General features: G+C 66.9%; 11 protein-coding genes. 2 read left to right on the forward strand and 9 right to left on the reverse strand.

What is annotated here, in order from left to right; genetic code table 11:
- Positions 1-12 precede the first annotated feature (12 nt).
- Together C507_RS0111260 and C507_RS0111265 are read right to left on the reverse strand one after the other, a co-directional pair.
- Positions 13-1,395 (reverse strand): sugar porter family MFS transporter, encoded by a 1,383-nt coding sequence (locus C507_RS0111260; RefSeq protein ID WP_018699802.1) that lies wholly within the window; start codon positions 1,393-1,395, stop codon positions 13-15.
- A gap of 31 nt (positions 1,396-1,426) precedes the next feature.
- On the reverse strand, positions 1,427-2,626 hold the full coding sequence (locus tag C507_RS0111265) for a DegT/DnrJ/EryC1/StrS family aminotransferase (RefSeq protein ID WP_245559678.1): 1,200 nt from the start codon (positions 2,624-2,626) through the stop codon (positions 1,427-1,429).
- Between the two features lie 299 nt (positions 2,627-2,925).
- On the opposite strand from C507_RS0111265, the gene C507_RS0111270 reads away from it, so the two are divergent.
- Positions 2,926-4,263, forward strand: coding sequence for a sugar porter family MFS transporter (locus tag C507_RS0111270; protein ID WP_018699804.1), 1,338 nt, complete (start codon positions 2,926-2,928; stop codon positions 4,261-4,263).
- 31 nt (positions 4,264-4,294) lie between these two features.
- Here the strand turns inward: C507_RS0111270 and C507_RS0111275 are convergent, their stop codons facing one another.
- From C507_RS0111275 to guaB, 7 genes are all read right to left on the reverse strand, one after another.
- Entirely contained in the window at positions 4,295-5,350 is a 1,056-nt protein-coding gene (locus tag C507_RS0111275) for a hypothetical protein (RefSeq protein ID WP_018699805.1), read from the reverse strand.
- Between the two features lie 139 nt (positions 5,351-5,489).
- Complete coding sequence (locus C507_RS0111280) at positions 5,490-5,840, reverse strand: ArsC family reductase (RefSeq protein ID WP_018699806.1); 351 nt, start codon at positions 5,838-5,840, stop codon at positions 5,490-5,492.
- A 21-nt stretch (positions 5,841-5,861) separates the two neighbouring features.
- Positions 5,862-6,518, reverse strand: coding sequence for a glutathione S-transferase family protein (locus C507_RS0111285; RefSeq protein WP_018699807.1), 657 nt, complete (start codon positions 6,516-6,518; stop codon positions 5,862-5,864).
- Positions 6,519-6,822: 304 nt separating this feature from the next.
- A complete protein-coding gene (locus tag C507_RS0111290) occupies positions 6,823-7,257 on the reverse strand; it encodes a pyridoxamine 5'-phosphate oxidase family protein (protein ID WP_018699808.1) in 435 nt (144 codons plus the stop codon).
- Between the two features lie 168 nt (positions 7,258-7,425).
- Positions 7,426-8,994 (reverse strand): glutamine-hydrolyzing GMP synthase, encoded by a 1,569-nt coding sequence (gene guaA, locus C507_RS0111295; RefSeq protein WP_018699809.1) that lies wholly within the window; start codon positions 8,992-8,994, stop codon positions 7,426-7,428.
- A gap of 39 nt (positions 8,995-9,033) precedes the next feature.
- A complete protein-coding gene (locus tag C507_RS0111300) occupies positions 9,034-10,320 on the reverse strand; it encodes an RsmB/NOP family class I SAM-dependent RNA methyltransferase (protein ID WP_018699810.1) in 1,287 nt (428 codons plus the stop codon).
- Positions 10,321-10,389: 69 nt separating this feature from the next.
- Complete coding sequence (gene guaB / locus C507_RS0111305; RefSeq protein WP_018699811.1) at positions 10,390-11,892, reverse strand: IMP dehydrogenase; 1,503 nt, start codon at positions 11,890-11,892, stop codon at positions 10,390-10,392.
- Positions 11,893-12,163: 271 nt separating this feature from the next.
- On the opposite strand from guaB, the gene C507_RS0111310 reads away from it, so the two are divergent.
- Positions 12,164-13,561 (forward strand): MFS transporter, encoded by a 1,398-nt coding sequence (locus tag C507_RS0111310; RefSeq protein WP_018699812.1) that lies wholly within the window; start codon positions 12,164-12,166, stop codon positions 13,559-13,561.

Genomic DNA, 13,561 nt, shown 5'->3' on the forward strand with positions numbered 1-13,561 from the left:
CGATGGACCTCCTCAGGCCGTTGCGGCTGCGGGACGGGCACCGACGGTCCTGCCAAGCTCGCGGAACGGCTTGCCGGAGCGCAGATGCTCCTCAATGTCCTCCAGCTCGATGCCGCTGGTTTCCGGCACGTAGCGATAGGCGAACACCAGTCCCAGTGCGCAGATGATCGCGTAGATGGCGAAGACGCCGCCCAGGCCCAGGTGCGCCACCAGGATCGGGAAAGAGAAGACGACGACGAAGTTGAAGCCCCAGTTGGTCAGCGAGGCGATGCTCATGCCCCGACCGCGAACGTTAAGGGGGAACACTTCCGACATCATCACGTAGGGAAGCGGACCGAGGCTCACCGCGAAGGCGCCGATGTAGACGACCAGGCCCACGAAGGCGAGGACGTCCAGCGACTGGGCGCCGGTGGCCGCGCCAATCGCGATCATACCGAGCGAAAGCGCAGCGAGGCAGAAGCCGGTGAGCAGCAGCTTGCGGCGGCCGATCCGGTCGATGAGCAGCATGCCGACGACGGTCATCGCCACGTTGACGATGCCGATGCCGATGGTTGCAAGGAGCTGGGTCGAGGCCCCGCTGAAGCCCGCCTCCTGGAAGACGGTCGGCGCGTAGTAGATGACGGCGTTGATGCCAGACAACTGCTGCAGGAAGAACAGGCCGATGCCGACGATGAGCGCCGGCCGCGCCACCGGGCCGAAGAGCTCCGCCCAGCCGCGTTGGCCGCGGTCCTGTTCGGCGGTTTCCTCGATCTCGGAGAGCTCGCGCTCGATCTCCGGGTCGCTGGCCGGGACGCCCCTGAGGCTCGCCATGGCTTTGCGGGCCGCCTCCGGCTTTCCGGAGATCGCCAGGAAGCGCGGCGTGTCACGCAGCATCATCATGCCGGCAAACAGCGCCACGCCGGGGATGATGCCGATGGCGAACATGATCCGCCACGAGTCGTCGAAGGCGAAGCCGACCAGATAGGCGCCGAGAATGCCGACAGTGACGGACAGCTGGTAGATGGAGACGAGCATGCCGCGCTTGTCGGCCGGAGCGCTCTCGGAGATGTAGAGCGGCGCTACAAGTCCGGCGATACCGATGGCGAAGCCGAGCACGAGGCGGGCGAAGGTGAGCATCTCCGCGCCCAGCGCCGCCGATGCAAACGCCGCCCCGATGGCGAACAGAACCGCCGCGAAGAGCAGCATCGCGCGGCGCCCGAACCGCTCCACCGCGCGCCCCGCCGCCAGTGCGCCGAACAGCGCTCCGAACGGGACGGCAGCCGTCATCACCCCTTCCTGGGTGGAGGTGATGTCGAACTGTGCCCGCAGGAGGTGCAGTGCACCTGCGATTACGCCCTCGTCGAATCCGAACAGAAATCCGGCGATGCCTGCAACGGCAGCCACGAAATAGATCATCGGAGCGTCCCCTTCCCCACCTGTACGGAGCCTAGCGCAAAAGCGCGTCGGCCACCTTCCTGATCGCCGTGACGATGTCGCGCTCGTCCTTCTCCGTCAGGGTCGAGGCGATGGCGAGGATCGCCCCTCGATGGTGCAGGTCATCGCACGTCGGCAGTGCTCCGAACGCATAGGAATAGTCGGCGGCGAAGGCGTTGGACGGGTGGGTCCACGGGAAGCCGTCGCGCGCGTTGGAGCGCTTGTGCACCAGGCTCGGAATGTTGGAGTACCAGTGAAGACCCCACTCGCGCATGGTCAGGCAGGCAAGGCTGCCCTCCGGTCCCGAAATGCCCTCGGCACGAACGGCCGCGACGAACCGGTCGGCAAGCTCCGCATCCGGCAGGATCATCAAGAGGAACGGGCCCGTGTCACCCGAGGGATCCGGCACGACGCGGAACCGCAACTTCTGCACATCGCCCAGCGCCTCGCGGATGCGCCACTTGGACGAGCGCATGGCGCCGGTGATGGCCGGCAGCTTGCGCATCTGGGCCAGCGCCATCGCGCCGGCAAGCTCCGACATCCGGGCCCCGACGCCCCAGAGCTGGCAGGCCTCGTCAGAGGTATCGAGACGGCCGGCCGGGGTGCGCGCATAGCCCAGATCGTGCAGCGCCACGATGCGCCGGAACAGGGCATCGTCCTCGCAGACCATGAGGCCGCCGTCGCCGGAGGTCATGTTCTTGTTGAGCTGGAAGGAGAAGATGGCGATATCGCCGAAGCGTCCAACGGACGTGCCGCCGGTGCTGGCACCCGCCGCCTGGGCGCAGTCCTCGACCAGACGCAAGTCGTGCGCCTTGCAGATCGCCGCGATCTCCTCGATGCGGCCGGGCGCGCCGCTCATGTGGACACAGAGCACCGCACGCGTGTGCGGCCCGATCTTGCGCTCCAGGTCCGTCGGATCGATGCAGAAGGTCTCGTCGATGTCGACCAGACGCGGGATGGCGCCGGAGCGGACCACCGCCGAGACGCAGCTGACCCACAGATAACCGGGGACCATCACCTCGTCGCCGGGGCCGATATCGAGCGCCGACATGGCGATGGACAGGGCCGCGGTTCCGGAAGAGACGCCGAGGGCGTGCTTGTGGCCGAAGGTCTCGCACCATTCGCGCTCGAGCGTATCGACCATGTGCTGGGGATCGGGACCGTAGAAACGGAACGGGCTGCGGGCGCGCACAACGCGCCCCACGAGTTCCATCTCTTCTTCGCCGATATAGTGGGCGCCCGGCAATTCCCAGGGGAGAGGTTCGGTCCGAACCGGTTCCCCACCCTCTATTGCCAACCTATTCGCGCGCGTATGCTGCGCGGAATCAATGGATTCACCAAAACTCATCTTCTACCCCACCCTCGATCGAAGATCTTCTTTACGTGAATATTAAGAAATAGTATTGAACAATTGGACCGCGCCTTCTATGGAAAAGCGTAGCGAACCGTCGGGCTCAAGCGAAGCACCGATATTCACTTCTGTTGGAAAACGCTGGAAGACGCCCTCACCCGATGATCGGCCCCGCCATTCTTCTTTCCGCGGCGATGGTTGCGCTGTCCGGCCTACTCTTCGGATACAGCACCGCCGCAATCGCCGGCGCGCTTCAGCAGATCGAAGCTCTTCTTTCCCTCAGCATACTCGAAGAACAGGTTCTCGTCGCCTCCGTGCCGGCGGCCTGTTTCGTCGGCGCGATCGCGGCCGGTCCGGCAACCGCGCGCGCCGGTCGGCGATCGGTCCTTATCCTGGCCTTCACCCTCGCGGTGGTCGGCAACATCGTTGCCTTGACGGCGCCCGGCTTCGGGCTTCTCGTCGGCGCGCGCATGCTGGTCGGGCTTGCCGTCGGCCTGTCATCGATGATCGCGCCCATGTACGGCGCAGAGATCACGCCCGCCCGCTGGCGCGGCACGGTGGTCGCCTCATTCCAGCTAGCCGTGACGGCCGGTATCCTGCTGGCTTACGCGACGCCGCTGATCATCCCCGGCGAACAGTCCTGGTCGCTGATCCTCGGCCTGGGCATCGTACCGGCCGCGATCGGCGTCGCCACCGTGTTCCTGCTTCCCGAAAGCCCGCGCTGGCTGCTTGCTCGCGACCGGATGCCGGAAGCCAAGATCGCCGCCGCGCGGCTCGGCCTGCACGAGAGTCTGGCGGAGATGATGCCCGCGGTCCACGACGGCGCCCCCGCGGCCCTGTGGTCGACCATCCGCCGCGGCAGCACAATGGCCGTGCTGATCCTGTGCAGCGTGCTGTTCATCCTGCAGAATCTCAGCGGCATCGACGGGATCCTCTACTACGCGCCGCGCATCTTCGAGCAGCTCGGCTTTACCGCCGGCACCTCGGCGCTGGCGGCCACCTTCGGGCTCGGCGTGCTGAATTTCCTCGCCACGCTGGTCGCCCTGTGGCTGGTGGACCGGGCCGGCCGCCGACCGCTGATGATCGTTGGCAGTGCGGTCATGGTCGCGGGTCTGGGCTGCGTGGTGCTCTCGTCGATGCTTGCGATGCCCTATCTCGGCCTCGTGGGGCTCGGTATCTATATCGTCGCCTTCGCGCTGAGCCTCGGCCCTCTTCCCTACGTGCTGATGGCGGAACTGTTCCCCTCCACCATCCGCGAAGCCGGCATCGCGACGGCCTCGGCCACCAGCTGGCTGTTCAACATGCTGGTGGCCTTCACCTTCCTGTCGCTGGTGGAAGCCTTCGGCCTGTCGGCCGTGATCCTGCTCTTCCTGTCCATGTGCGCGCTGGCGCTGGTCATCGGCATCCTGTTCGTGCCGGAGACGCGGGGCCGGTCGCTGGAGGCGATCGAGGAGAACGTGCTGTCGGGGAAACGGATCCGGCGCGTTGGCGCGGAGTGAACGGTACCGGCGCGGCGTCCGGAGCCCTGCCCTAAACCGAAGCGGCGTGCGAGCCCGGCTTGTGCAGCGCCAGCCGATCGAAACGCAGTCCGAGGGCGGCAATGCCGTCGGGATCGATCTCGAAGAGTTCGGGGCTGGGGCCCGGCTCGCGCAGAAGGTCGAGGATGGCGCCGGCCGCACCGAGCCGGTCGCGGGAGGTCGCGTAGCCAAGCGCCGCAAGCTGGCCGTCGAGCGCTTCGGCGGTCGGCTCGAGATAGTCGATGACGTGCTCGGGGTCCGGCCCGCTGATCCGATCGCGAACCAGCACGATCCGGCCGGCGATGGAGCGGGTGTTGGGATCGTGCAGGGCAGATCCGGCCAGCATGCCGCCGACGATGTTGGCGGGCGGAGACGGAACCTGCAGGGCGAGGAGATAAAGGCGGCGGCTGTAATTGCATTCGAGCACCGCCTGGGCGGCGCGGCCATCGCCGACGACCACTCCGGTCATCGGCACGAGCTGGCCGAACAGCCATTCGCTGTAGCGCGCTTCCGGCTTGCCATCGCCGCCCGGCTCGATATCCATCCGGCCCAGGATGAGGCGGCCCGCTTCGCCGCGCGACCAGGCGAACGAGATCGCGAGGTAGCGCCCGCACAGGACATGGCTCGACTGCCAGACAAGCGGCACGAGGGACTCAGGATTGTCTTCCCCGTCCGCCGCCTGCGCGGTGCGGACCGCTCCCCCGAGCCTGAGGATCGCCGCGTCCGGAACCTGGTGGCGGGCCTGCACCTCGACGGCGAACTCGTCGAAGGTCGAGGCCGCGATGAACGATCCGGTGAAGCCGCTGCCGAGGACCACTGCCCAGTCCTCGTACACGCTTGCCAGGCGCGGCGTGGCCTTGCCCCGCACCCATTTGTACGCGTTCTGAACGGTGAAGGCGGTGTTCGGATTGACCGCAGCAAAGCGCGCGCAGAGTTCCTTGCTGGTCGGGCAGCCGAGCGCAATCGATGTCAGCTGGAGTTTGCGGGAAAGCTCCGTCCGCCCGTCGCTCGCTGAAATGGTTCCTGCTCCCGGATGGCCGCGCCCGATGACCGGCGGCGGACGCACCATCGTCCAATTCCCGGCCGATCCGCACCGTCCGCGAACCTGGCCATCCTGTGCCCCGCCCGTCTCATAGCACACTTGCCGAGAAGACCGAACCAGCCGGCTGCCCTGCACCCTTCGCGACCCCACCGTGCCGGGGCTGCGCTCAGCCGGCGAAGAAGGTCTCGTAGCTGTCGGGCTTGAAGCCGACCAGCAGACGCCCGTCGTCGTCGAGCACGGGCCGCTTGATCATGGACGGCTGGGTGGTCATCAGCGCGATCGCCTTGTCGCGATCGATGTCGGCCTTGCTGGCTTCAGGCAATTTGCGGAAGGTCTGTCCGGCCTTGTTGAGGAGCGGCTCCCAGCCCAGCTCGTCGGCCCACGCTTCCAGAAGCTCGCGCGGGGCGCCGCCGGTCTTGTAGTCGTGAAAGGCGTAGGCGATGCCGTGAGCGTCGAGCCAGTTCCGCGCCTTCTTCATCGTGTCGCAGTTCTTGATACCGTAGAGGGTGACCACCACCGCCGTCTCCGTAGCCGCCGCTCAGTCGCGGTCCGGCGCACCGAGCGGAAAAAAGGACCGATAGGGCCGTGCCGCATCCACGGCCCGGGCGAAGGATGGCCGTGCCAGCAGGCGCGACCGGTAGGCGCGCACGGCCGGGAATCGGTCGCCGATCTCGTGCGTCCAGTCGGCATAGAACAAAGATGGCGCCGCGGCGCAATCGGCCAGGGAGAACGCGTCGCCGCAGGCCCAGGTGCGCCCGGCCATGCGATCGTCGAGCCAGGCATAAGCCTGGTCCAGCAGCGCACGGGAGCGGTCCACGCCCTGCGGATCGCGCGCCTCGTCGGAACGCATGGCGTCGAAGACGATCATCTGCACCGGCGCCATCACGTAATTGTCGAAGACCCGATCCATGAAGCGGACGTCGAGTGCGGCGACCGGATCGCTCGGGATCAGCGGTGCGGGCCCGCCGAGAACCACGCCCAGATACTCGATGATGATGGACGACTCGGCCACCGTCCGGTCGCCGTCGACCAGCACGGGCATTCGCTTCAAAGGCCAGAGGCGTCCGAATTCGGCATCGGCTTCCTCGTCTCCAATGGCCAATTCCCTGAAGGTGAAATCCAGCCCGTGCTCGTGGAGCGCGGTGATCACCTTCTGGCAGTAGGACGAGAACGGATGGGCGTGAAGTGTCGGCATGGCTGAGCCTCCCGGATGCAGCGCGAAAGCCCGATAGGACGGGCCGGCGCAGCCGCGTCCCGCGACACCCCGCCCGGTCCCGTTCGGGCAAGGCCATCCTGCCATTCCAGTTTTATATTGCAACTGGTTTTATTCTAGGGTCGGCCTGGCGGGGCGCGATGCCGGGATCGACATCCCCCTACGGACACCGACGCGTTCGTGGAGCAGGCAACCACCCGGTAGCGCACTGTCCAAGGCGTCCGGCACCACCTACGCAAAAGGGGGCCTCGCGGCCCCCTTTATTCAGTCCGGCAGGTGGCGCCGGTCAGACGGTGAATTCGCCCTCATCCATGCCTTTCCAGTAGTGAATCCGCTCGGCATGAACCTTGATCAGCACGATGCCCGGCGTGTCGACGCCGTCGGGGAACCACTCGTCCAGCGACTTTGCCCAGTGCTTGGAGAAGGCTGCCTTGTCGCGGATCAGCGAGGCAGAGCCCTCGATGGAAATGAACATCCGGGAACCGCCGAGGACACCCTTCGATCCGACATAGGACAGTCCCACCTCGGATCCGCGCTCGATGTCCTCGACGGTGCGCGTCTTCTCGTAGGTGAAGAAATAGGTGTCGCCGTCGAACTCCACGTCGCGGTTGTTGCTCATGGGGCGGGCTGCGATGGCTCCGCCCTCGGTGCGCGTGGACAGCATCGCGAAATCGATTTCGCGCATCGCCTTCGACACATCGGCCAGGGTCATCTCACTCATGTTGGTCTCCTCAGCGCTCTTGCTGGTCCGGTCCCGCACCGCCTCGGGCGGCAGGGTTCGGCTATGGGAAGCGCTGAGGGCCGTCAGAGTTCCGGGAAGACATGACCTATTCGATACCATCCAGCCGGCCGACCCCGTTCACGATGGCCTGGAAGTGGGCGTGCCGCCCTACTCCCACTCGATGGTGCCGGGGGGCTTCGAGGTCACGTCGTAGACGACGCGGTTGATGCCCTTCACCTCGTTGATGATCCGGGTCGCGGCCCGGCCGAGAAAGTTCATGTCGTAGGGGTAGAAGTCCGCCGTCATGCCGTCGACGGAGGTGACGGCGCGCAGCGCGCAGACGAAGTCATAGGTGCGCCCGTCGCCCATCACGCCGACAGTCTGCACCGGCAGGAGCACGGCGAACGCCTGCCAGATGGCATCGTAGAGCCCCGCCTTGCGGATCTCGTCGAGATAGATCGCGTCGGCGTTCCTGAGGATCTCCAGCTTTTCGCGGGTGATGCCGCCCGGGCAGCGGATGGCAAGGCCCGGTCCGGGGAACGGATGCCGGCCGACGAAGCTGTCGGGCAGGCCCAACGTGCGGCCGAGCGCCCTCACCTCGTCCTTGAAGAGCTCGCGCAGCGGCTCCACCAGCTTCATGTTCATGCGTTCCGGCAGGCCGCCGACATTGTGGTGCGACTTGATGGTGACCGAGGGACCACCGGCGAAGGAGACGCTCTCGATCACGTCCGGATAAAGCGTGCCCTGGGCCAGGAAATCGGCGCCGCCCAGCTTCTTCGCCTCCGCCTCAAAGACATCGATGAAGAGCTTGCCGATGGTCTTGCGCTTCTGTTCGGGATCGCTGACCCCCTCCAACGCGCCGATGAACAGGTCGGAGGCGTCGGCATGCACCAGCGGGATGTTGTAGTGCTCGCGGAACATCGACACGACCTCGTCGGCCTCGCCCTTCCTCAGAAGGCCATGGTCGACGAAGATACAGGTGAGCTGGTCGCCGATCGCCTCGTGCAGCAGCACCGCGGCGACGGAGGAATCCACGCCGCCCGACAGGCCGCAAATGACCTTCGACGCGCCGACCTGCTCGCGGATCTTTTCCTTTGCCTCCTCACGGAAGGCGGCCATGGTCCAGTCGCCCGAGCAGCCGGCGATCTTCTTGACGAAATTCTCGATGAGCTTCGCGCCGTCTGGCGTGTGCACCACCTCGGGGTGGAACATCAGGCCATAGACCTTGCGCTCGGGGTTGGCGAGAACGGCATAGGGCGCACCGTCCGACTTCGCGTAGGCCTTGAAGCCGTCCGGCAGGCGGACGACGCGGTCCCCGTGGCTCATCCAGACCTGGTGCTGCTCGCCCTTGTCCCAGACACCGTCGAAGAGCGGGCAATCATCGACGACCTCGACGAGGGCGCGACCGAACTCGCGGTGATCGGACGGCTCCGCCTCGCCGCCCATCTGTACGCACATGGTCATCTGGCCGTAGCAGATGCCGAGGATCGGAAGGCCGGAATCGAAGACCTCCTGCGGGGCGCGCGGGCTGCCGATCTCCGCTGTCGATGCCGGGCCGCCGGAGAGGATGACCGCTGACGGGTTGGTGCGTTCGAAGGCCTCTTTCGCCGACTGAAACGGCGCAATCTCGCAGTAGACGCCGGCTTCGCGCACCCGGCGCGCGATGAGCTGGGTCACCTGGCTGCCGAAGTCGATGATGAGGATGAAGTCGTGGCGGTCAGCGGGACGTTCGGTCATGGGCGCATCCGGTCGAAGGGCGGTCAGGGAAGCATTGGATCAGGCATCGACGCGGCGCTCCAGCGCAGCGACGAAGAAGCCGTCGGTTTGCGTGGCGGCGGGCGACAGAAGCAGTCCGAACGGCACGTCGCGAGCGGGAACAGCGGTGAGCGCCTCGCCCTTCAGCCGTTCCGCCGGCACCGGCGCGAAGCCGGGCGCGCGATCGAGGAAGGCCTCGATCTGGCGGCTGTTTTCTGCATCGAAGAGCGAACAGGTGACGTAGACGAGACGGCCACCGGGGCGGACGTGGCGCGCGGCGGCGTCGAGCACTGCCCGCTGCTCCTCTTGCCGGGTAGCCAGCGCCTCGGCAGACAGGCGCCACTTGGCATCGGGGCGGCGCCGCCATACGCCGGAGCCGGTGCAGGGCGCATCCACCAGCACCCGGTCCATCCGGCCTTCCAGCCCGGACAGATCGGCGTCGGCGGCATGGACCTGGACGTTGCGGGTGCCGGCACGGCGCAGGCGTTCGAAGATCGGCTGCAGGCGCGAGCGGTCGCTGTCGAAGGCGTGGACCTGGCCGCGGTTGCCCATCTCGGCGGCCAGCGCCAGGGTCTTGCCGCCGGCGCCGGCGCAGAAATCGAGGATCTGCTCGCCCGGCTCGGATCCGGCGAGAAGCACGGCCAGCTGGCTGCCCTCGTCCTGAACCTCGAACCAGCCCTTCTGGTAGCCCGGCTCGCGAACCACGTTGGCCGGCCGCTCGAACTCCCGGCCCATGGCGATACGTGCACCAAGCGGCGAATAGGGCGTCGGAACCGCGTTGAAACGGGCAAGCGCGCGGACAACCTTCTCACGCGGAGCCTTCAAGACGTTGGCGCGCAGATCGATGGGCGCGCGCGCGGCAAGCGCCTCGGCCTCGCCGATCCAGTCGGCCCCGAAGGTTGCCTCCAGGTGCTGAGCGGCCCACTCCGGTACATCGGCACGCACCACATCGGGAGCACCGGAGAGATCCGAACCGGCAAGTGCCTGCCGGTCCGCGTCGGTCAGCGGGTCCGGTCCGAAATTGTCGGTGGCGAGCAGGTCGTCCAGCGCCTCCACCGTCCAGCCCCAACGGTGAACGACGACGGACAGGATGGTGGCACGGGGCGTATCGTCGCCCATCCGCCAAGCCGACGAGGCACGCCACCTGAGAGCGTCGAAAACCAGGTTGCCGATGGCCGCCCGGTCGCCGGATCCGGCAAAACGGTGCGCGTTGCCCCAATCCTTGAGGACCTCCGCAACCGGGCGATGCTGGGCATCCACCGTGGTCAGGACGTCGATGGCTGCCTGAATCCGTCCGCCAGCGCGCATTTCACCTCTGCAGGAATGTCGGGGCCGCCGGTTCTTCGCCGCCGGCCGCCGGTCTCGTTGGGTCGCCGATCAGGCGCCGGTCGGATAGTTCGGGCTCTGACGCACGATGGAGACGTCGTGGACGTGGCTTTCGCGCAGGCCGGCATTGGTGATCCGGACGAAGCGCGCACGCTCCTGCATCTCCGGGATCGTGTGTGCGCCGACATAGCCCATGGCCGAGCGCAGCCCGCCGGCGAGCTGATGCAGGACACTCGCGATCGTGCCCTTGTACGGCACCTGGCCCTCGATGCCTTCCGGCACGAGCTTCAGCGTGTCGCGGACCTCGGCCTGGAAGTAGCGGTCTGCCGAGCCAAGCGCCATGGCCCCAACGGACCCCATGCCACGATAGGCTTTGTAGGAACGCCCCTGGTGCAGGTAAACCTCGCCCGGGCTCTCGTCGGTGCCGGCGAGCAGCGAGCCCACCATGGCGCAGGACGCGCCGGCGGCGAGCGCCTTTGCCAGATCGCCGGAATATTTGATGCCGCCATCGGCGACGACCGGGATGTCCGCCTTGGCGGCGGCCTCGGCCGCGCCCATCACCGCGGTGAGCTGCGGCATGCCCACGCCCGCCACGACGCGGGTGGTGCAGATGGAGCCCGGCCCGATGCCGACCTTGACCGCATCCGCGCCGGCGTCGATGAGCGCCATGGTGGCCTCCGGCGTCGCCACGTTGCCGGCGAGCACCTGGACCTGGTTGGACATCTTCTTCACCCGGCGGACCGTGTCGAGCACGCGCTCGGAGTGGCCGTGGGCGGTGTCCACCACCAGCAGGTCGACGCCGGCGTCGATCAGACGCTCGGAGCGCTCCATCGCCGCGTCTTCAACCGAGGTAGCCGCTGCGGCGCGCAGGCGGCCCTGCTCGTCCTTGGAAGCGTGCGGGTGAAGCTGGGCCTTCTCGATGTCCTTCACCGTGATCAGGCCGATGCAGTTCTGGTTCTCGTCGACCACCACCAGCTTCTCGATCCGGTGCTGGTGGAGAAGCCGCTTGGCCTCGGCCTGGGAGACGCCGTCGCGGACCGTCACCAGGTTGTCGCGGGTCATCAGGGTGTAGACCGGGGTGTCCGGATCGGAAGCGAAGCGGACGTCGCGGTTGGTCAGAATGCCGACCAGCCGTCCGATGACCTGGCCGCCCATGCCGCCATTCTCGACCACCGGGATGCCGGAGATCTTGAAGTGCTCCATCAGCGTCAGAGCATCCTTCAGACGGGCGTCGGGGCCGATGACCACCGGATTGATGACCATGCCGGACTCAAACTTCTTCACCTGCCGGACGTGTTCGGCCTGCTCTTCCGGGGTCATGTTGCGATGGATGACGCCGATGCCGCCGGCCTGAGCCATGGCAATGGCTAGCCGCGCTTCCGTCACCGTATCCATGGCCGCCGAGAGGATCGGCAACGACAGGCTCATCGAGCGCGTGAGCCGGCTCGTGAGATTGGTGGAGTTGGGCATGACCTCCGAATGCCCCGGAAGCAGGAGCACGTCGTCGAAGGTGAGCGCATCGCGCCCGCTGTGGGTTTCGATAATCTGGGCCATCCGCCGCCTCGACGATCAGAGAGGAATAGGGCGCACGTCGAGCGGGCAACGTGCCCCGCCCGCGTGTCCATTTCACGCTTCTATGCGGTGGCGCATGGCTTTACCATGACGGATCGCGCCACGCAAAATGCCGTAGGCGCATATCTGCCCCTTGTCCCCCGCTCATGATTCCTGCACTAGACTGCGCTGGTTTGCTCGGCGCGCCGGCATCGCCGCGACGTTCTTCCCGCCTCGAAAAAAACCAGAAAAACAGCCGGCTGGATCCTGCCCCGTGGCTCGCGCGAACGTCACCGCCCTGATCGTCGCCTCCGCGCTGTTTATGGAGAACATCGATTCCACGGTGATCGCGACGTCGCTGCCCGCCGTTGCAGCGGATATCGGCACCGATCCGATTCGCCTTAAGCTGGCGCTGACCTCCTACCTCCTGAGCCTCGCGGTGTTCATCCCGGCCTCGGGCTGGGCGGCCGACCGGTTCGGCGCCAAGACCATCTTCCGCGCCGCCATCGTGGTCTTTATCATCGGCTCGATCTGCTGCAGCCTGGCATCGAACCTTCACGAGTTCGTTCTGGCGCGGGTGCTGCAGGGTGCCGGCGGCGCGATGATGACGCCCGTCGGCCGGCTGGTGGTGCTGCGGGCCGCACCGAAGGACCAGCTGCTCTCCGCGCTGGCGTGGCTTTCCATCCCGGCCCTGGTGGGGCCGATGCTCGGCCCGCCGCTGGGCGGCTTCATCACCACCTACTTCGACTGGCGCTGGATCTTCTGGATCAACGTGCCGGTGGGGCTGATCGGGATCGTACTGGTCACCCTGGTGATCGACAATGTGCGCATCGACGAGGTGGTGCCGCTGGACAAGAGCGGGTTCGTGCTCTCCGGCCTCGGCCTGTCGGCGCTGATCTTTGGCCTGTCGGTGATGGGTCAGCAGATGATGCCACTCCCCTTCTCCGGCGCGCTCGTGGCGGGCGGCGCGGTGTGCCTCGCCCTCTATGTCCGGCATGCCCGCCGCGTGGAGCACCCGCTTCTCGACCTCGACCTCTTGAAGGTGCCGACATTCCGCGCCAGCGTTTTCGGTGGATTCTTCTTCCGGGTCGGCGTCGGCTCGATCCCGTTCCTGCTGCCGCTGACGCTGCAACTCGGCCTCGGCATGAATCCGTTCGAGGCCGGTTCGCTGATCTTCGTCACCACCATCGGCGCTCTTGCGATGAAGTTCACCGCCCAGCCGATCGTGCGCCGCTTTGGCTTCCGTCGCGTGCTCATCGTGAACGGCCTGGTGAGCGCCGCGATCCTGGCCGGAATGGGCCTGTTCTCGCTCGGCCCGGCAGCCGCGGTGATCGTCACCGTTCTCTTGGTCGGCGGCTTCTTCCGCTCGCTGCAGTTCAGCTGCATCTCGGCGCTTGCCTACGCCGACATCCCGCAAGAGCGCATGAGCCGCGCCACGAGCTTTGCCAGCGTGGCGCAGCAGGTGGGGCTGTCCACCGGCGTGACGGTCTCGGCCTTCATCCTGGAATTTCAGCGCTTCGGGCGACCGGACGGCGCGGTTCTGCCGGGCGACTTCCTCACCGCGTTCGTGCTGGTGGCGGCGATCGCGGCGCTGTCGATCCTGGTCTTCGCGCGGCTGTCACCGGATGCCGGATCGCAGATGTCCGGGCGGCCGGCGACGGCGCGCTCCTGA

It is taken from the genome of Amorphus coralli DSM 19760 (genome assembly GCF_000374525.1).
Lineage (GTDB): Bacteria > Pseudomonadota > Alphaproteobacteria > Rhizobiales > Amorphaceae > Amorphus > Amorphus coralli.